Source organism: Paraliobacillus sp. PM-2, assembly GCF_001368815.1.
GTDB lineage: Bacteria > Bacillota > Bacilli > Bacillales > Amphibacillaceae > Paraliobacillus.
On sequence record NZ_CTEI01000001.1, the window covers coordinates 591,166 to 612,450 of the forward strand.

General features: G+C 35.6%; 12 protein-coding genes. 11 read left to right on the forward strand and 1 reads right to left on the reverse strand.

Annotation, left to right across the window (positions count from 1 at the left end):
* The first annotated feature begins 190 nt into the window (after nt 1-190).
* Both BN1058_RS02670 and BN1058_RS02675 read left to right on the forward strand, forming a co-directional pair.
* Nucleotides 191-2,404: a beta-N-acetylglucosaminidase domain-containing protein gene (locus tag BN1058_RS02670; RefSeq protein ID WP_255306960.1), complete on the forward strand. Its 2,214-nt coding sequence runs from the start codon at nt 191-193 to the stop codon at nt 2,402-2,404.
* Between the two features lie 193 nt (nt 2,405-2,597).
* Nucleotides 2,598-5,153 (forward strand): beta-N-acetylglucosaminidase domain-containing protein, encoded by a 2,556-nt coding sequence (locus BN1058_RS02675; protein WP_090852485.1) that lies wholly within the window; start codon nt 2,598-2,600, stop codon nt 5,151-5,153.
* Between the two features lie 38 nt (nt 5,154-5,191).
* Here the strand turns inward: BN1058_RS02675 and BN1058_RS02680 are convergent, their stop codons facing one another.
* Nucleotides 5,192-6,424 carry an NRAMP family divalent metal transporter gene (locus tag BN1058_RS02680; protein ID WP_090852488.1) on the reverse strand — a complete coding sequence of 411 codons (1,233 nt, stop codon included), beginning with the start codon at nt 6,422-6,424 and terminating at the stop codon, nt 5,192-5,194.
* 568 nt (nt 6,425-6,992) lie between these two features.
* Here BN1058_RS02680 and BN1058_RS02685 point away from each other — a divergent pair.
* The 9 genes from BN1058_RS02685 (at nt 6,993) to BN1058_RS02725 (ending at nt 21,285) form a co-directional block, all read left to right on the forward strand.
* Nucleotides 6,993-7,472 carry a PTS sugar transporter subunit IIA gene (locus BN1058_RS02685; RefSeq protein WP_090852491.1) on the forward strand — a complete coding sequence of 160 codons (480 nt, stop codon included), beginning with the start codon at nt 6,993-6,995 and terminating at the stop codon, nt 7,470-7,472.
* A 373-nt stretch (nt 7,473-7,845) separates the two neighbouring features.
* On the forward strand, nt 7,846-9,297 hold the full coding sequence (nagE, locus tag BN1058_RS02690; protein WP_090852495.1) for an N-acetylglucosamine-specific PTS transporter subunit IIBC: 1,452 nt from the start codon (nt 7,846-7,848) through the stop codon (nt 9,295-9,297).
* A gap of 223 nt (nt 9,298-9,520) precedes the next feature.
* Complete coding sequence (locus BN1058_RS02695; protein ID WP_090852498.1) at nt 9,521-15,421, forward strand: beta-N-acetylglucosaminidase domain-containing protein; 5,901 nt, start codon at nt 9,521-9,523, stop codon at nt 15,419-15,421.
* Nucleotides 15,422-15,993: 572 nt separating this feature from the next.
* The gene (locus BN1058_RS02700) at nt 15,994-16,809 is read left to right on the forward strand and encodes a PRD domain-containing protein (RefSeq protein ID WP_090852501.1); all 816 of its coding nucleotides are present in this window, start codon (nt 15,994-15,996) and stop codon (nt 16,807-16,809) included.
* 130 nt (nt 16,810-16,939) lie between these two features.
* Nucleotides 16,940-17,857 carry an LCP family glycopolymer transferase gene (locus tag BN1058_RS02705; RefSeq protein WP_090852503.1) on the forward strand — a complete coding sequence of 306 codons (918 nt, stop codon included), beginning with the start codon at nt 16,940-16,942 and terminating at the stop codon, nt 17,855-17,857.
* Nucleotides 17,858-18,019: 162 nt separating this feature from the next.
* Nucleotides 18,020-18,556 (forward strand): TetR/AcrR family transcriptional regulator, encoded by a 537-nt coding sequence (locus BN1058_RS02710; RefSeq protein ID WP_090852506.1) that lies wholly within the window; start codon nt 18,020-18,022, stop codon nt 18,554-18,556.
* 388 nt (nt 18,557-18,944) lie between these two features.
* Nucleotides 18,945-19,841 carry a beta-keto acid cleavage family enzyme gene (locus tag BN1058_RS02715; protein ID WP_090852509.1) on the forward strand — a complete coding sequence of 299 codons (897 nt, stop codon included), beginning with the start codon at nt 18,945-18,947 and terminating at the stop codon, nt 19,839-19,841.
* Complete coding sequence (locus tag BN1058_RS02720; RefSeq protein ID WP_090852513.1) at nt 19,838-20,782, forward strand: L-carnitine dehydrogenase; 945 nt, start codon at nt 19,838-19,840, stop codon at nt 20,780-20,782. Before BN1058_RS02715 ends, BN1058_RS02720 begins: the two co-directional genes overlap by 4 nt.
* A gap of 26 nt (nt 20,783-20,808) precedes the next feature.
* Nucleotides 20,809-21,285 (forward strand): thioesterase family protein, encoded by a 477-nt coding sequence (locus BN1058_RS02725; RefSeq protein ID WP_090852516.1) that lies wholly within the window; start codon nt 20,809-20,811, stop codon nt 21,283-21,285.

Genomic DNA, 21,285 nt, shown 5'->3' on the forward strand with positions numbered 1-21,285 from the left:
AGGGATTAGAGGGTAAATATCGCTTTTTCGAAAAAAAAAGGAATTAAGTTAAAAGCAGGTGTGTCATAGTATGAACGCTAAAATACGATGATATGGGTTGTTAACCACATGTTGACAACGTAATTTTCCTTGAATAGAATGAAAGTGAAAAATTTAGTTTCATAGTATAAAAATCCAAAGGAGGGAAAGTGTGAATACTAATTTAGTTGATTTCTCGAAAAAAATGTTGTTTTCAAGTTTGGCTTTACTAACTTTTGTGTTTTTATTCACAGGTGTAAACCAAGCATCAGCAAAAGATGTGGGTGAGATTACTATCAATCCTAAACCACAGGAAATTCAAAAGGGAGATAAAGGGTTCCCACTAACACCACGCGTCGGCATCGTAGTTGGAGAAGAGACAGATGAACATGCAGTAAGTGAGCTAGAGGCTGTTTTGAAAGATTCCGATGTCAAAAAAATCAACCGCTTTCAACCGGGTGAAAAAGTAAATACGCCAGTGACGATTTGGGTAGGTGGTCCATCAGAAAATGAAGCATCTGTAGATGTATTGGAAAACTTGGATGTGAATGGACCAGAAGCCTTAAAAGAAGAAGGTTATGTACTTGCTACGGGCAAAAATAAAATTGTGCTAGCAGGGAAAGACAAGACTGGAACCTACTATGCAGTCAAATCGTTTAAACAACTTATTCAAGCAAAAGAAGGTAGAAACTGGGTTCCGGAAGTGGAAATAAGAGATTGGCCTGAAATGCCAATTCGAGGATCAATTGAAGGTTTTTATGGCCCACCTTGGACACATGAAGATCGTTTAAAACAAATTGAATTTTATGGTGAAAACAAATTAAACACGTATATCTATGCACCAAAAGATGATCCATATCATCGGGAAGACTGGAGAGAACCTTATCCAGAAGAAGAGCTAGCAAAGCTTACAGAGTTGATTGACAAGGCGAATGAAAACCATGTGAAGTTTACCTTTTCTCTATCACCTGGACAGTCGATCTGTTATTCCGGTGACGAGGATTTTGAAAAACTAACTGCTAAGATGGAAAAGATGTGGGATTTAGGTGTAACATCCTATGCTATTTTCCTGGATGATATTAGTCAAGAGTTACATTGTGAAGCAGATGTAGAGAAATTTAGTGATGATGAAGATCCAATTGCCGCTGCGCATGCTTACTTGTTAAACCGATTTAACGAAGAGTTTATCCAAACACATGAAGGAGCAGAGCGTTTAATTACCGTACCTACGGAATACGCAGGAAATGGAACGACACTTTATCGCGAGCGATTCGCTGATTTGCTTAACAATGAGACCGTTATCATGTGGACTGGCCCGGATGTCGTATCCGAACAGATCACAGCAGAAGGAGCAGAGGAAGCGCATAATGTTTTCAAACATGACTTACTTCTATGGGACAATTACCCAGTAAATGATTTCGATCGTAATAGCCTGTTCCTTGGTCCATTAGTGAAAAGAGATAGTAATTTAACAGAACACGGTGTGGTAGGCGTAACGGCAAATCCAATGAATGAAGCGGAAGCATCCAAAATTCCATTGTTCACCATTGCTGACTATACATGGAACCCATTTAACTATGATCCAAAAGACTCTTGGAATCGAAGCATTGAATCATTTGGTGGAGATGCGGCAGAAGCGTTAAAAGCTTTTGCAGAAAACACGTATTCTTCTACAATCAACGATCAAGAATCGTTAACATTAAAGCCGTTAATGGAAGCATTTTGGCAAGCTTATTTATCAGATGATTCAGATAATGGCGCAGAACAAATAGCGAATAAGCTAATCGAAGAGTTTAAATATTTACAGCAGGTACCTGCTGAGTTGAATCAAAAGATGGAAAACGAGAAGTTTCTATCAGAGGTTGAGCTTTACTTAGAGAAGCTAAAACTGTTTGGAGAAGCAGGGGAGCTAGCTGTCAAACATCTAACAACAGATGACGAAGAGAAAAAAGAAGAATACAAAGCGTCGATAAAATCTCTATTACAGCAAACCGATGACATGCCGCAAAAAATTGGTGATGAAGTCATTCGACCATTCATTGCACAAAGTATTTGGGGATACAATGTAAAAATAAGATCATTAGACGGTATAAACACTTATCGTGGAGCAGATGAATTAATCTTATATACACCTGAACACGGAGACACAACGCAATCTAATCCGTATGGGTATGAGGTAACAGTTGAAGATGGTGTAGTTGTAAAAAGAGGAGGAAACAATTCTGTAATCCCTGATAACGGTTTTGTACTAAGTATTCACAACAGCAATTGGATGGAAAAGAATTGGCTAGACAAATATGCAACCATTGGATCTGAAGTGCGTATTGTTGACGGCCAAGTTCTCATTACTCCGCCTGAAGATGAAAATGATACCACAAACGAATAGGTTAGCAAAAGAACTCAGAATAGCTTTTCACTGCTATATCTAACTATTCACCTATCTATATTACTAGATAGGTAGAAAATAGTAATAATCAGAATATGATCTCAAGCTTGAGTGATTACAGACTAGTTATCTGGTGAAACAAGCGCTCAAGTTTGAGATTAAAATAATAGACTATGAGTAAAGGAGATGGAGAATGAGTAGTATATGCGATAGTATTCATAAAAAGATTGCATTATGCGGTATGGTTTTACTAGCTTGTGTGTCTGTATTCGCAGGAGTAAACCAAGCATCAGCAAAGGATGTGGGTGAGATCAACATCAATCCTACACCTCAGGAGATGGAAAAGGGAGATAAAGGATTCCCATTAACACCACGCGTAGGCATCGTAGTTGGAGAAGAGACGGATGAACACGCTGTAAATGAGCTAGAGGCTGTTTTGAAAGATTCCGATGTCAAAAAAATCAATCGTTTTCAACCGGGTGAAAAAGTAAATACTCCGGTTACGATTTGGGTAGGTGGTCCATCAGAAAATGAAGCATCTGCAAATGTGTTAGAAAACATGGATGTGAATGGACCAGAAGCATTAAAAGAAGAAGGTTATGTACTCGCTACGGGCAAAAATAAAATTGTGCTAGCAGGGAAAGACCAGACTGGAACGTACTATGCGGTCAAATCATTTAAACAATTAATTCAAGAGAAAAAGGGTAGAAACTGGATTCCCCAAGTGCAAATAAGAGACTGGCCTGAAATGCCAATTCGAGGATCAATTGAAGGTTTTTATGGTCCACCTTGGACACATGAAGATCGCTTAAAACAAATTGAATTTTATGGTGAGAACAAATTAAACACGTATATCTATGCACCAAAAGATGATCCATATCATCGTGAAGACTGGAGAGAACCGTATCCAGAAGAGGAACTAGCAAAGCTTAAAGAGCTGATTGACAAAGCAAATGAAAATCATGTGAAGTTCACTTTCTCTGTATCTCCAGGTGAAACCATATGCTACTCCGGTGACAAAGATTTTGAATTGTTAACTGCGAAGATGGAAAAGATGTGGGATTTAGGTGTAACCTCTTACGCTATTTTCCTGGATGATATTAGTCAAACGTTGAATTGTGAAGCAGATATCGAAAAATTCGGTGATGATGAAGAGCCAGTTGCGGCTGCTCATGCTTACTTGTTAAACCGTTTCAATGAAGAATTCATACAAACACATGAAGGAGCAGAGCGGTTAATCACGGTACCTACAGAGTATTCTGGTAATGGAACAACATTTTATCGTGAGCGTTTTGCTGAGTTACTAAACCAAGATACGGTTGTTATGTGGACAGGTTCAAAAGTAGTACCTGAACAAGTCACAGCAGAAGGAGCAGAGGAAGCGCATAACGTTTTCAAACATGACTTACTTCTGTGGGATAATTACCCAGTAAATGATTTCGATCGTAATAGTTTATTTCTTGGCCCACTGGTAAACAGAGATAAGCATTTAACAGAGCATGGGGTTAACGGAGTAACGGCAAATCCAATGAATGAAGCGGAAGCATCCAAAATTCCATTGTTCACAATTGCTGACTATACATGGAATCCATTTAACTATGATCCAAAAGATTCTTGGAATCGAAGCATTGAATCATTTGGTGGAGATGCAGTAGAAGCGTTAACAGCGTTTGCAGAAAATTCCTATTCTTCTCCAATCAATGATCAAGAATCATTAACATTAAAGCCATTAATCGATGCATTCTGGCAAGCCTATGTATCAGGTGAAAATGTTGATGAAAAAGCCGCTGATTTGATTGATGAGTTTACGTATCTGCAAGATGTTCCAAATATATTAAATGAAAAGATGGAGAATGAAAAATTCTTATCAGAAATTGATCCATATTTAGAGAAATTAAAAGTATATGGTGAAGCTGGGGAAGTTGCTGTGAAATATGTAATGGCAACAAAAAATGAAGAAACAGAACAAGCTAATCAGTATAGAGAAGAGCTAATACGTCTGTTTAATCAATCGGAGGAAATCCCTCAAAAGATGGGTACAGGTGTCATTAAACCTTTCCTAATTAAAAGCGCATTAGAATTAGCTCCATTAGAATTAACGTTAGATCCATCTATTGATCAGTTTTGGGATGCTTATAAAGCAAATGATGTAAATAATGAAGCAGAAATGCTAATTGAACAATTTGTAGAATTGAAACAAATCCCTGAAAACATTCGCCAAAAGGTAGATAATCAAGCATTCTTGAATAGTATGGAAGATTATCTAAATAATTTAGATGTTTACGGTGAAGCTGGTGAAGTCGCTGTGAAATATGTAATGGCGAAAAAACAAGATGAAGAAACAGTAAGTGATTACAGAGATCAATTATATCAATTAATGATGGAAGCTTATCAGATGCCACAAAAAGTTGGCGATCAAGTGATTAAACCATTCTTAATTGATAGTATGTGGAGCGATTTGAATGTTGTTGACTATCGTATGTTAGACGGTGTCAATCAACCTCGTGGTGGAGGAGAATTAATTCAGTATACACCAGAATACGGAGAACGTACTGGAACAAATCAATGGGGATATGAAGTAACAGTGGTAGATGGAAAAGTAGTAAAAGCAGGAGGAAGTAACTCTATCATTCCAGAAAACGGCTATGTACTAAGTATCCACGCAAATGATTGGTTAAGAGACAATGCAACAATTGGTAAGACCATTCGCATAGAAGATAATGTTGTACTTGTTACCAATCCACAATAAATAAATGGGACGAGGGGGCAGCCCCTTCGTCCCATTTTTTAAAATAATTGTGGTAGTGTCTCGATTAAGGTATTTACCCCAAAGTAAGTAGTAAGTATGACCACAATCACGCCAAAAATGGTTAACCATATTGGATGCTTATAATCACCAATAATACGTTTATTATGTGCTGCCAGAAGTATCGATGCTAATGTAATAGGTAAAATTAGGCCATTAAATGAACTAGCTAAGATCAACAATAATACAGGACGACCGATCGAGATAAGAACGGAACAAGTGAAAATTAAAAAAATAATAATCCAAAGTTTTCGATACTTACTTAATTTTAAGTGAAAGGTTGTAAAAAATGAGATAGTTGTATAAGATGCCCCAATGGCAGAAGTGATTCCAGCTGCCCATAAAACAAGCCCAAACAAACGATAACCTATCTCTCCGGCTGCGTAAAAGAAAGCAGAAGCTGTCGGGTTACTTGGATCTAATGAAAACCCTTTGGATACTACCCCTAAAACGGCTAAATATAAAAGGATATGCATAATAGCGGTAACGCTTATCCCAAATACAGAAGACTTAGTCACTCTAGAAAGATTCTCAGGTCCACTTATTCCAGCATCAAGTAATCGATGTGCACCCGCAAATGTGATAAACCCGCCTACTGTACCCCCTACAATTGTAATAATTGAATAAAAACTTAGTTCTAATGGTACAAAGGTTCGTAATGTTGCTTCAGCAATAGGTGGATCACTTACAATTACAATATATCCAGTTAACACTATCATTAAAAGACCTAACCATCTTACAACAAAGTCCATTGCAAACCCTGCTTCTTTGGACAAAAAAATGAATATACAAAGAAGCGCTGTGATAGCTGATCCGATGTTAGCATCTATCCCTGTGAGTGCATTTAATCCTAAACCAGCCCCGGCTAAATTTCCCATATTAAAGGCAATACCGCCAAGAATGATTAAAGAAGTGATAAAATACCCTAATCCAGGGAATACAGCATTGGCTATATCTTGCCCTTTTAGTTTGGCAATCGAAATGATACGCCATATATTTACTTGAGCACCAATATTTAAAAAGGCAGATATTAAGATGACAAAACTAAAACTTGTAAGTAAAGATTCAGTAAATACAGCAACTTGTGTCACTGTGCCAGGGCCTATGGCTGAGGTAGCCATTAAAAATGATGCACCTAACATAACTTTAATTTTTTGTTTGACAGAAGAAGAATTGCTTTCTATTTGCTCTTCTTTATTGACATGTAATTTCATACGACTCATCCCTTTCCTGTCATACTAAATGAAATAGATAAATTGAAAGGAACTGCTTGGAATATAAATTCATTTAGAAAATAGATACATATTTCTAGATAAAAACTAAACGGTTTAAGACCATCCTTTCTGTACAAAATGAAACCTTATATGAATCATATCAATTTAACAATTACAATCGAATAAAAAAAGATAACGCTTACATTACAAAAACATTAAAATTTAAATGATCGGGACAGGGGGTCAGGCACCTTGTCCCATTATAAAAAATTATAAAATTAATCTGATTAAAGGTATAGACAACTATAAAATTTTATTGTATTATAAAGATAACAAATAATTACTTTGATTCATTTTAGTTGTATAAATAAGTAATAGTAACTAATTTGAACTAGTCTTTATTGATTATATTTATCTTTTATGACTACGTTTTCATGTAATTACATATGGACTCACATGTTACTGACTCGATCAGGCATGGAGTAAATAAATAGGATGTAACAATCCTTTTATTTCTCCGTGCCTTTTTTAATCTGTTAAATACTTTGTTTGAAGGGAGTACTACATAATGCTTAAGAATTTATTTAAGAAATCAGGCTTAGATATCTATTCGCCATCTAATGGACAAATTGTTCCAATTGAAGAGGTACCAGACCCAGTATTCAGTCAAAAGATGATGGGAGAAGGTGTTGCCGTTTCACCGAACGGAGGAGATATAACAGCTCCTGTTGAAGGGAAAATTGTGCAAGTTGCACCAACCAAACATGCGATAGGTATTCAAACAAACGATGGGACTGAGATCTTAATTCATGTAGGGTTAGAGACTGTTTCATTAAAAGGTGAAGGGTTTAACGTACTTGTTAATGAAGGTGATGAAGTTTCTGTTGGACAGAAATTGATGGAAGTGGATTGGGCTTTTCTAAAACAAAGTGTTCCAAGTATTATTACCCCAATCGTGATCACAAATAGTAGCAATGATAAAGAATATAATGTGACATCAGAAAAAACATGTAAGCAAGGCGAAACCGTTTTATTATCAGTAAAGTAATCTATTAATCTTTGAAGTGTAAGCGTTTAGTTGACATACACGAAAAATATTCAATACATTTAAGGGGGTGATAACGCCGAGGAAGATGATGATTGGTTGTTAAGTGTAGAAGTTGTAGGTTTCTCAAAGGGTTATAAAGCGCATTTTCATGGTATTATGGTATGCCCCCATACACTCTATGAGAGAAAATTGATGACTAATTAAAACTATTATTACATTATAGCTCTGGGGTCAGGGGATTAAATGCAGTGTACATTTATTACAAGTATTGTTTTTGACAGCGCTTTATAATTAACGGTTTTTTGTACTTATTTTATTTTGTAGGCTTAAAAAAAAATGATTAAAAAAAAGAAAGTTATAGGGAGGAATACTCATGGTAATGAAATATATTCAAAATATTGGCCGTTCACTAATGCTTCCAGTTTCTGTATTACCAGCAGCTGCGATTCTAATGGGTATCGGTTACTGGATTGACCCTTCAGGTTGGGGTGCAGATAGTTCGGTTGCGGCATTCTTAATTAAAGCTGGTGGATCAATCATTGATAATATGTCCATCTTGTTCGCTGTCGGTGTAGCTTTAGGGATGTCAAAAGATAGAGATGGTTCTGCTGCATTAAGTGGTTTAGTTGCATTCTTAGTTGTAACTACACTACTATCAACAGGTACTGTTGCTCTATTACAAGGTGTAGAAGCTGGAGAAGTTAACGCAGCATTTGGTAAAATCAATAACCAATTTGTTGGTATTCTATCAGGTATTGTTGCTTCTATTATGTATAATCGATTTAGTCATGTGAAATTGCCTGATGCATTAGCATTCTTTAGTGGTAAGCGTCTTGTTCCAATCACGACTGCAGTCTCCATGTTAGCTGTATCTGGAGTTCTATTCTTTGCATGGCCTGTAATCTACACAGGATTGGTTTCATTTGGTGAATCAATCAGTGGTTTAGGTGCAGCTGGTGCAGGTATTTACGGTTTCTTCAACCGTTTGTTAATTCCAACTGGTTTACACCACGCATTAAACTCTGTGTTCTGGTTTGATGTTGCAGGTATCAATGATATTGCTAATTTCTGGTCTGGTACGGGTGAAAAAGGTGTAACAGGTATGTACCAAGCTGGTTTCTTCCCAGTAATGATGTTTGGTCTTCCAGCAGCAGCACTTGCTATGTACCACACTGCTAAGACAAGCAGAAAGAAAACTGCAGCTTCTCTATTATTAGCGGCAGCAGTAGCATCTTTCTTCACAGGTGTAACAGAGCCACTTGAATTCTCATTCATGTTCTTAGCACCAGTACTTTATGTTGTACACGCAGCTTTAACAGGTTTGTCTCTATTTGTAGCATCATTGTTTAATTGGACTGCAGGTTTCGGTTTTAGTGCCGGTTTTGTTGACTTTGTTTTAAGTTCAAGATTACCATTAGCTAACGCTCCATTCATGTTGATTGTTCAAGGTTTAGTCGTTGCAGTTGTTTACTATGTAATTTTCAGATTCTTGATTACAAAAATGGACCTGAAAACACCAGGTAGAGAAGACGACGATCCAGAACAAACAGCAGGAAGCACTACAGGTTCTTCTAATAGTGATTTTGCTGCAATGGCAAAAGAAATTTACGCTGGTTTAGGCGGAGATGATAACGTAACTTCAATTGACAACTGTATTACTAGACTTCGCCTTGAAGTAAAAGATATGGATAAAGTTGACCAACAACGAATTAAAAATACTGGTGTAGCTGGTATCAATGTAGTTGGTAAAAACGGTATTCAAGTTATTGTTGGTACACAAGTTCAATTCGTTGCAGATGAAATTAAGAAAATTCGTCGCGTATAAGTGAATTGTACGTTTATAAACGAAGCGATTAGCTTCATTTAAAGATTGATTATTAATATGTAGTAGTTTAAGACACCTCGTCAAAAAGGGATATTTATTGTTCCAAACAATGAGGTGTCTTTTTCTATAACATTGTAGGCGCATAACATAATTATATTGGACAGCATGAAGCTCTTACTCTGTAGATAAATAGTATATTTAAAAAAGTAAAAGGGGTATAAATGTGGCAAATCAGATAAAAAAATGTTTGATTGTTTTAATGGCTGTCGTACTAGTTACTAGTGGGATTCCAATTGGTCATCCAGTATATGCAAATGAACAAAGTCAAAATTCAGATCGTTATGAAATTTACCCAACTCCACAAGACATTCAGTATCACGAGGGTGAATTTGTTATACGTACAAATGCAAATGTAGTATTTGAACGTACAATTGATCAACCAACAAAAGATCGAACAAATGAAATATTTGATGCGAAAAAGGTATCACTTTCTGAATCTGATCATCTAGTTGAAGGAACTACAAATATTTTAGTAGGAACAGAAGGTTCAGAAGGATTTGTAGACAAATATTTCGATGAGAATGTCTCTTCAAATGCAGATTTCTTCCAAAAAACAGACTCCTATATTTTATATGTAACAGATGGAACGATTGCAATCTTAGGAAAAAATACAGATGCAGCTTTTTATGGTGTGACAACCTTAAAGCATATTTTAAATCAAATAGAGGGCAAAACGATTCATAATTTACAAATAAATGATTTTGCTTCCACGAAGGTAAGAGGATTTATTGAAGGGTACTACGGTATTCCTTGGACAGATCAAGATAGAATTTCTCTAATGGAATTTGGTGGGGATTTTAAGATGACATCTTATATTTTTGCACCAAAGGACGATCCCTATCACAATAGTCAATGGAGAAAACCATATCCAGAAGAACGTTTAAATGAAATAAAAAAAATGGTAGATGCAGGTAAAAAGAATAAGGTGAAGTTCGCATTTACCATCCATCCATATATGCATAACGGCATAAATGAGAGTAATTATGATGAAGGTATTGAAGCAATTAAAGATAAGTTTAACCAACTGTATGACATTGGTGTTCGACAATTTGGTGTTTTAGGTGATGATGCTGGTGGTATTTCACCTGAATTAGTTGTACGAGTGATGAACGATTTAGACGAATGGGCAGAAAAGAAAGGTGACATTTACGATTTTATTACTGTACCAGCTGGCTATAACACGGCATGGGCTAATTGGAATGAACTAGATGTACATGATGCAGGCTTTTCTGAAGATACCCATATAATGTGGACTGGTGACAGTGTGTTAGGTCATATCACGCAACAAACGATCGATAATTTTAAAACGAGAAATCGAACGGAAGAAGAAGGTCCACGTCGTGATCCAGTATTTTGGCTTAATTGGCCAGTAAACGATGTTAATATGAATCGCCTACTTATGGGTAAAGGTGAAATGTTAAATAAAGGTGTAACTGGGTTAGGTGGTGTTGTATCCAACCCAATGCAGGATGCAGAACCTTCTAAGGTAGCACTCTTTGCTGTAGGTGACTATGCTTGGAACGTCAATGATTTCAATGAAGATAAAAGTTGGTACGATTCATTCAAATATGTTGATGAAAATGCAGGCGACGCACTTCGTACACTCGCAAGACATATGCAAGACCCTAAACCTAACAGCCATGGGTTAGTACTAAGTGAGTCAGAAGAAATAAAACCATTACTTGAACAATTTAATCAAAAATATAATGCCAATGAGTCTATTATTGATATTGGTAATACGTTAATTGAAGAATTTGAAAAAATAGCTAAAGCTAGCGATACATTTATGCAGAACTCTCAAAACGAGCGAATGAAGGAACAAGTGGAACCTTTTGCTAAATCATTAAAAGACTTAGCACATGCATCCATTGCATTTATTAACACCGCTATTGCATTAGAAAATAATAATGATAATGCAGTTTGGGCTAACTTTTCACAAGGAAAGGCAGCTTATGATTCAAGTAAAACACATGATAGACCAGTCATTAACGGAACGAAAAAAGCACTGCCAGGTTCTAAACGGTTAATTCCATTTGCGGAGAACTTAAAAGAAAGTCTATCTTCAGAAGTTAACCAACTCCTCAATGTGGAACAATTGGTGATGAAGCCAATTTCTAATTATGGAAATGGGGACATCTATCAAGGGAAATTAGAAAACCTTATTGATGGCGATGATAGTTCAAAAGTTTGGTTTAATCGTTATATTGCGCAAGGTGATTATGTAGGCATCGAGTTTAATAAACCAATTTCTATTAAAGGTTTAAAGGTATTACAAGGGAAAAATGCTGCAGATAAAGATGCTTTCTTTTATGGGAAATTTCAATACTTTGATGCTGAGACAGAACAATGGAAAGATACGACTGGTACTTCTCACGGTGAGTATAAAAATGTAGTAGAAGAATCAGGCTTAGATATTACAACAACAAAAGTACGTTTTATTGTTGATCCATCAAAACCTATTAAGGGAGAAGGAGAAAACAATCCAAAATGGGCGGCCTTTAGAGAATTTTCAATAGAGACTGAAGAAGAGATAGATACAGAACCATTAGAGCCATCTCTTATTAGAACAGATGATTGGATTTTCCATGGTGGAACAAATGATGTAAGTGCATTAACAGATGATAATTCTTCAAGTTATATTTACTATGACCCTAGAAATAATCCAAATGATGTGACTTTAGAAGGCGATTATCTTGGCTTGGATTTAGGTAGAAAAATTAAACTAGGTAAAGTAAACATTGAGCTTGGTGTACCTAATAATCTGAATGATAAATTTGAGGAATTTGATTTACAGTACTCTACGGATGGAGAAACCTATCAAACCTATAAATCATATTCAAATGTGACGGAATTAGAAGAGGATTTAACGAGCGAAGAAATTACTGCACGCTATGTCCGTATAAAGAATACAAAGGAAATTACGCGTTGGCTTGGATTTAGAACATTTAAAGTAGAGGCTGCTAAATATAATCTGGATGCATATACAAATGCTAATACGATTGATTTAAAATCAAGATTTGATAAAGATAGATTTGAATTACAGCCAGCCCAAGGTATTACGCTAAAAGATGGGGAATATGTCGGACTTAAATTAGATCGCATTCATGATCTAAATCAAGTAACGACGGATCTATCAGCAAGCGCTGCAGATTTGCAATTACAAGTTGCTAAAAATGAATATGAATGGACAACTGTTGATGACCCTACCAATGTTCCATCTGCTCGCTATATCCGATTGTTGAACACAACTGGAAGCGATGTGACATTTGATATTAATGCATTTGTTGCCACATCAACAGAATATGAACCACTTCATATAGAAGATTTTACATTTAATGAACCAAATGGACTGGACCAATCGGTTGATGGTGACCTAACGACAGCGACTGTTTTTAAAGATCACCAACGTCAAGGGAAGCATTTAATCTATGATATTGGTCAAGAAATTGACTTAGATCAATTAGAAATTTATGTACATGACTCAACGTTAGATTTCATCTATGACGGTATTGTATCTGTTTCAACAGATAAGAAAAATTGGGAGAAAGTGATGGAAATAGGAGATCAAGAGCCTAATGACAATCGAAATGCTGATATCAATGACTCTTTCCCAAATCATAAAGTATCATATAATACGGTTTTAGCTGAAAATATAAACAAGCGTGCAAAATATATTAAGATTGAAACGACACAAGATGTGAATCGTTGGGTACAGATTAACGAATTAGTTATAAATGATGGTAAATATTATCCGGTTGCAAATAATGCAACATTTGATGCGACGGTTATGGAAGAAAAAGGTGGAGAACCATCCAATTTAATAGATGGTGATTTAAACACGATGTACATTCCATCTGAAGGCAATGGAAAGCTAACCTATCATATTTCCGAAAATAATGATAGAAATTCCATTACTATTTTACAAGGTAAAGGGAATGCTGGTACAACAGTGAAAGCAAGAATGGCCGATAAAGCAACCCCTGAAAATGATGAGCTTGTCACATTAGGAACGTTAAATCAATCATTAAATCGTTTTGTGATTCCATCTGAAAAGCTGCTTTATGATATTGAGATAGATTGGAACGAAGAAATTCCACAAATCTATGAATTATCTTTAACAGAAACATCAGATACTTCTGTTGATAAAACAGCTTTACAACAAGCAATTGATCAAGACATTGACACGTCAACATTAACGACATCAAGTGTTAATGCGTATCAGGAAGCACTTAGCTTAGCTCAACATATTCTTGATAATCCGTATGTTGCCCAAATTTCAGTTGATAGTGCGAAAATTGCGCTAACTAACGCGATCGATCAAGTTGAAACAAAAGGTGACGCAAGTGTATTACAAGAAGCAGTTGAACAAGCTAGAGATTTAGACAAAACACTTTATACTGAGTCATCATGGAGTGAACTTGAACTTGTACTTCAAGAGGCTGATGAAAAACTTTCAAATCCAGATAATTTATCTGTAACAGATGTGGAAACATTAACAAATAAAATCAATCAGGCTAAAGACAATTTGAAGTATGAAATCATTAGCAAAGAAAATGCAATGATAGCGCTAGAAGATGCAAAGGCATTTAATAGTACCATCTCTAATCCAGATGAGACCTATACACAAGAAAGCTATCAAGCATTTATTGATGCAATTACAGCATTAGAGGCATTGTTGGAAAAAGATGAGACGACAGCAGTTGTTCCAACAAAATTTGTCGAAGCAAAAGAAACGTTAGAAAATGCCAAAAATAGTTTGGTAGATATAGCTGAGTTGTCTAATTTACTTGATGAATCAGATGCTATTTTAGAGAACGAGGCATTATATACAGCTTCGTCTTTCCAAGCATATCAAGATGCAATAACTACAGGAAAAGAAGTAGCAAAAACCGGTACAGAAGCACAGGTTCAAGAAGCGATCACCACAATCAAAGAAATGAAAAAAGATTTAGCATTTGCTGGTGATACGTCATCACTTAAATCTGCTGTGGAAGAATATGATCAATTAGCTGCAGATCATTATACGGAAGAATCATTTAATACATTTGAAACAAAATTAAATGAAGCGAAAGCGATGCTTGAAGCAAATGATGCAACAGATAAAGAAATTGCTCAAATGACCGAACAACTTAAAACAACGTATAATGATTTGGTCAATGTGAAACATTTAAAAGAGAAAATTGCTCAAGCACAAGCGTTTAATGAGTCAAATTATACACCAGCTTCTTATCAAACGTTGTCCGATGCGCTTCAAGACATGGAAGCAAAAGGGATTTTGAAAAATGGTGATGCAGATGCTGTGCAATCTGCAATTGAATCTATTTCAAGTGCAATGGAACAACTTGTTATGGCAGCTGATCATGAAAAAGTAAATGCCCTTCTTAAGTCTATGAAAGATATAACGATAGACAATTATACAACAGAATCAGCTAAGGACTTTAAGGAAGTACTGGATGAATTAATTGCATTTTCTGATTCAGACAATGCAAGTGCAACAGATTTTGCAGCATTAAAGTCATCTATGCTTAATGCAAAGGATAGTTTAGTTTCTGTAAAAGAATTAAAAACCGAACTTCAAGAAGCAAAAGATATAAATGCAAAAGATTACGTGGCATCTAGTTACAGTAAACTAGTTAACGCTATGGAACAAGCGGAAAATCTATTAGCTAATGGAACAGAAGCAGAAATTTCTGAAGCGATAGATCAAATAAATGTTCTAAGTGCAAATCTTCTATCCAAAGAAGCACTACAATCTGCTAAAGAAGCAGTGGAAAATGCAGAAGAATCACTGAATAATGAGGATTTTGATAAGGCAACAAAATTAGTTAATAAATTACCTGATTCTACCGAAAAGGAAAACTTGTTATTAGCATTATCTCAATTAGAAGATCAGGTTGGGCAAGGGAACAATAAAGAAGATGGCTCCTCTGAAGATGAGGGCCAAGATAAGAATGAAGAACTACCAAATACGTCTACAAACATGTTCAATTTAATTGCTTTTGCGCTACTGCTGATAGTGGGTTCAATCGTTATGCTTTCGGTAAAAAGAAGAAATAATAAGTAATGTGAAAGAGCCAGTTTATTAAACTGGCTCTTCCTTTAAATTAAATGATCTAATGATTGTTTTAAAAACAAATGGATAAAACAATTTTGTGAAAAAACGTACATTTTTATTAGTTTTTTTAACAGCTTAGGAGACTAATTTTCCTAAGGGGTTAGCTGAAGTATAAAAGTTATTGCTGTTAGCTAAAAAAATATTAAATATCTTGGCTATTTTAGTCGAAATGTATTAAAATCAAATCATGGAACTAAAATATTTACAACATGTTAATAGGTAATTTTACCATTCATAATTGTTGTATTTGGCTTTGCATTACTTGCAGGAAATAACCTAACTAGCTTATTTTGTGTACTATGATTATTGCTGTACACCATTTTTTTATCCCATAACTAGGTAATAGACATTTTGGCTACGTGCACATTAAAGGTTCTAAACACGCTGCAAATGTAATTATTTAGCATAAATTAAGTTATGTAAGCGTAGTAATTTATAATTATATTTGTGCCTTTTATTGGGATGATATGTAATTTGTGATAAAGGGATATTTCCTAGCAAATTGTAAGGAGGTTGCTTCAATGAAATTAAAGAAAATTTTAAATAACAATGCGGTATTGGTGGTAGATGGCAACCAAGAAAAAGTCGCAGTCGGCACAGGAATTGCTTATGGTAAAAAGAAAAATGATGTCATTAATAAAAATAAGATAGAGAAACTATTTGTAATGAAAGAAAATGAAAAATTACAACAGCTTCTTAGCAGAATTTCTGAGGAACATTTCATTATCTCGGAAGAAATTATTTCTTACGCAGAACAAACGATTGGTATGAAGTTGAGTGAGCATATCCATATCACATTAACCGATCATGTGTCATTTTCTATTGAAAGAATTCAAAATGGTATGCATTTAAAAAACAAATTATTAAATGAAATCAAAATCTTATACAAAGAAGAATTTGAGATAGGTTTATGGGCATTAAAAAAAATGAAAGAAAGACTAGATATTGATATGCCGATTGATGAAGCAGCTTTTATTGCATTACATATTCATACCATGAAGCTCTCAGGAGGGAATTATAAAGAAACGGTAAGACAGACCACGATTGTAAGTGAAATGGTTCAAGTCATAGTAGATTATTTAGGTTTAAAAATAAAAGAAGATGATATTTCCTATCAGCGACTGATCACGCACTTGCGCTTTGTATTACATCGAGTCAAACATAGTGACCAATATTCAATGGATCCAGAAATGCTAACGATGATTAAAGACAAGTTTTCTCAGTCCTATCATTGTGCGAAAGAAGTGAGTGAACAGATAGCAGCTACTTATCATATTGATTTTCCAGAGTCAGAATTAGGGTATATTGCTATCCACTTAGAAAGACTTAGAGAGTAGAGTTTCATTTTTTTATAGAAGTTTAGTAAAGAAAGTGAATGCTAACAAGTCTTGTGTGAGATGAAATTTCTGGTATAATGGAATGGTGTTGGAAATATTGTATATTTTTTATAGATAGGAAGATTGTAGAATGGGTCATCCAAAGCAACGTCGTTTTAATAAAAAAGTGTGGATAGTAACACCGATAATTATTGTTCTTGTATTAGGGTTAGGAATGGGTGCTTATGCATGGTCGGTTTATGATAGTGTGAAACAAACGGTAAATGAAAAAATGCATGAGCCAGTTTCATCAATTAATACAAGCTTAACAGAGAAAAAAATGAGATCAACAGAACAAATTAATGTATTATTACTAGGTGTAGATGAAAGAACAAACGATAGTGGACGTTCAGATGCGTTATTAGTCATGACGTTAAAACCAAAAGAAAACAAAATACAGCTAGTTAGTATACCACGTGATACACGAACAATGATTATTGGTAAAGGATATAAAGATAAAATTAATCATGCGTATGCTTTTGGTGGCGCAGACATGTCCGTTAATACAGTGGAAAGTTTTCTAGATATTGAATTAGATTATTTTGTTCGTATTAATATGGAAGGTTTAAAAGAATTAGTTGATGCATTAGGTACAATTACTGTTCAAAATGATATTGCCTGGAATGACGGGAAGTATGATTTTACAATTGGCCCAGTAGAAATGGATGGAGACAAGACGTTGCATTATGTACGGATGCGAAAAGATGACCCAGCCGGTGACTTTGGACGCACGACAAGACAACGTAAAGTGATTGAAGCAATTGTGAAGCAAGGTGCAACGTTAGATAGTGTAACTAAAATTAATGATTTAGTAGATATATTAGGTAATAATATGACGACAAGTATGACTTTTGATAATATGAAGGCATTATTTACAGGTTATCGAAACACAATCAAAAACATTGAAAGTTATCAAGTCAAAGGAAGCGGAACAACGATTGATAATATTTATTATTATATCGTTCCACAAGCAGAAATAACAAACGTACACAAAATGATTGCAGAATAATGGGACAGGGGGTCAGGCCCTCTGTCCCATTATTTGTTGAAGTGGGACAAGGTGCCTGCCCCCCCTGTCCCAATCCTTTGTTCCATTTTTCACTTGAATATAGACCGTCTGGATAGTATAGTAAAAGTGAAATATTGAATTTTAAAAGGAAAAGGTGTTCAAATGGGACGTTTGTCTAGAAAAGTGGAAATTCTTAATGCAGCATCAAAGATAGTTAGTAAACGTGGCATTTTTAATTTGACATTAGATGCTGTTGCTGTAGAAGCAGGAATAAGTAAAGGGGGCTTGTTGTATCATTTCCCTTCCAAAGAGGCATTGGTGGAAGGAATGGTAGAACATCTTGCTAAAAATTACCGTGAGAAAATAGCCAACAATGCGAAAGAAGATGAAAATGAACGTGGTAGGTGGATACGTTCTTATGTCGATGTTACGTTTAATCAAACATATGAAAATAAAGACATGAACGCTGGATTACTGGCTGCAAAAGCTGTTAATGCTGACCTTTTAGACCCTATTCGGAAATTATATGAAGAGTGGCAAGAGAGTATAGAAAATGAAGGAATTGATCCAATGAAAGCAACCATTATTCGTCTAGCAACAGACGGAATCTGGCTTGCTGAGTTGTTTGATATTTATCATATTGAAGAAAAGAAAAAGCAAGAGGTGTATAAAGTTTTATTAGAATTAATCGACGAATAATTAGTATGCAATGGTAAGGGCATTTGTCAAAAAAAGTATTAGACAGATGTTCTTTTTTTTTATCATCAGCCGAATCCTTCCTACATCCTATTCCATCATTTTGCAAAACATAAAGGATATATATGTATGTTTTGACTATATTTGTTTATATTATTTACTTTTATGAAGAAAAAGTTTAATTTTTTTATAAAAAACGCTTACCCCTTGCTACATAAGGAATCAGAACTGTTTTAACTAAATTAGAAAGCGCATTCATCATGGAGAATTTTCTGTTTTCTCCTTGAAAGAGTACCGTCCGGATGGTATAGTTTTGATTGTGCATTCGACGAAGACAAATTTAAATCGACAATTTTGTGACTAAGAAATAAACGAAGAGGAGTGGTGAACATTGGCTAAAAAAATTATGCTAACTGCTGCAGTAACAGGTGCAGGTGATACAACGAATAAAAGTTCACATGTCCCTGTTACCCCTAAAGAGATAGCAGAGGCAGCAATTGAATCAGCTAAGGCTGGTGCGACTGTTGCACATATTCATGCACGTGATCCAAAAACAGGAGGTATTAGTCATGATGTAAATCATTATCGTGAAATCGTAGATCGTATTCGTGATGCGGAAACTGACGTTATCATTAATATTACATCTGGCGGTGGCGGCGATTTTATTCCTAGCTTACAAACACCAGCAGCTGGAGGAGCAGGAACAGATATACAAACACCTGCTGAGCGACATGAACCAGTAGGTGAATTACTGCCAGAAATGTGTACGCTAGATTGTGGATCTGTCAATTTTGGAAATATGCTTTACATGAGTCCTACGGATTGGTTACGTGAACAAGCAAAACTTGTTCAACAGGCTGGTGTGAAACCCGAATTGGAATGTTTTGATACAGGACATTTACGTTTTGCAAAACAGTTAATCAATGAAGGATTGATTGATGGTGATCCGATGTTTCAATTTTGCCTGGGTATTCCTTGGGGAGCAGAGGCAGATACAGAAACAATGCTCTATCTGAAAAATCGAATTCCTGAGAATGCGCATTGGTCTGCATTTGGTATCGGACGTATGCAACTACCAATCCTTTCGCAAGCAGCATTACTTGGTGGAAATGTCCGAGTAGGTTTAGAAGATAACCTTTACTTAAGTAAAGGAGTGCTTGCAAGAAATGATCAACTAGTAGATAAAGCTATGAATCTATTAGATCAAAATGGAATAGAAGTACTTTCTCCAGCTGAAGCAAGAGAGCAATATGGCTTGAGAAACCCGAATGTAGGAGGAATAAAATGACAACAATAAATAAAGTTGCAGTAATTGGGACAGGAGTAATTGGGAATGGCTGGATTGCCCGTTTCCTTTCTCAAGGACATGAAGTAATTGCATATGATCCAGCACCAGGCGCAGAGGAGCGTACGATAAAAGTATTAGAAAATGTTTGGTCAAGCTTAGAAAAAGTAGGAATGGCTGATCATGCTTCAAAAGATAAACTAACATTTGTAAATACAATGGAAGAGGCAGTTGCTGAAGCTGATTTCATACAAGAGAATGTTCCTGAGCGAGAACAATTAAAAAAAGATGTTTTATTAACGATAGATAAACACGCAAAAGCAGATGCAATTATCGGCTCTAGCACCTCTGGCATTATGCCATCTACACTACAAGCTGGGCTTACACACCCTGAACGACTATTAGTAGCCCATCCTTTTAATCCTGTCTATATCTTACCTTTAGTTGAACTAGTAGGTGGCAAAGAAACAAGTGATTCAAAAATGGAAGAAGCAAGACAATTTTTTGTTTCCCTTCAAATGAAACCACTGATCATCCAAAAGGAAATTGAAGGGCATGTTGCAGATCGATTAATGGAAGCATTATGGCGAGAAGCGCTTCATTTAGTAAATGACGGTATTGCTACTACCGAAGAAGTGGATGCGGCTATTATTTATGGAGCAGGACTTCGTTGGGCACAAATGGGGCCATTTTTAACGTTCCATTTAGCTGGTGGCGATGCAGGGATGCGTCATATGTTAGAACAGTTTGGTCCTGCTTTACAATTACCATGGACAAAATTAAAAGCACCCGAATTAACGGATGAATTAAAAGAGAAAGTCATTAACGGCTGTGAAAATCATGCTGGTCAGGCATCTGTTTCAGAATTAGAACAAAAACGTAATGAATTTTTAGTGAAATTACTTGATTTAGTAGAGGATTATTGGCCAGCATCAAAAATTTAAATAATCAAAACATAAGAGGTGAAAACATGCCATCAGATACTTTTCAATACAATGATGTCGTACAGCATGAATGGGTTGACTATAATGGTCATATGAATGATGCTGCCTATGCAAAAGTTTTTAGTTTGGCAGTTGACGCTTTTATCGAACATATTGGCTTAGATGAACAAACACGAGATACACTTGGTTATTCTATCTTTACGTTAGAAACACATATATGTTACTTGCGTGAAGTATTAGAAAATCAACCAATTCAAGTTAGGCTACAATTATTAGATTGTGATAAAAAAAGACTACATGTGTTTTTTGAAATGCAAACAGAAATAGATGGAGCGTCTGTAGTTGTAGCTACTAGTGAGCAGATGTTAATGGGAATGAACATGGAGGAAGGAAGACCTTCAGCTTTTCCAGAACGTGTTGAACAAAACATTAGCGCAATATGGAATGTCCATAAACATTTGAAATCCCCTAAAAAAGCTGGAAGACAAATTGGGATCAATTGA

Coding starts and splice junctions, on each gene's coding strand:
- BN1058_RS02680 (WP_090852488.1), bottom strand. CDS start 6,424: ATGAAATTACATGTCAATAAAGAAGAGCAAATAGAAAGCAATTCTTCT.
- BN1058_RS02675 (WP_090852485.1), top strand. CDS start 2,598: ATGAGTAGTATATGCGATAGTATTCATAAAAAGATTGCATTATGCGGT.
- BN1058_RS02725 (WP_090852516.1), top strand. CDS start 20,809: ATGCCATCAGATACTTTTCAATACAATGATGTCGTACAGCATGAATGG.
- BN1058_RS02700 (WP_090852501.1), top strand. CDS start 15,994: ATGAAATTAAAGAAAATTTTAAATAACAATGCGGTATTGGTGGTAGAT.
- BN1058_RS02710 (WP_090852506.1), top strand. CDS start 18,020: ATGGGACGTTTGTCTAGAAAAGTGGAAATTCTTAATGCAGCATCAAAG.
- nagE (WP_090852495.1), top strand. CDS start 7,846: ATGGTAATGAAATATATTCAAAATATTGGCCGTTCACTAATGCTTCCA.
- BN1058_RS02685 (WP_090852491.1), top strand. CDS start 6,993: ATGCTTAAGAATTTATTTAAGAAATCAGGCTTAGATATCTATTCGCCA.
- BN1058_RS02705 (WP_090852503.1), top strand. CDS start 16,940: ATGGGTCATCCAAAGCAACGTCGTTTTAATAAAAAAGTGTGGATAGTA.
- BN1058_RS02720 (WP_090852513.1), top strand. CDS start 19,838: ATGACAACAATAAATAAAGTTGCAGTAATTGGGACAGGAGTAATTGGG.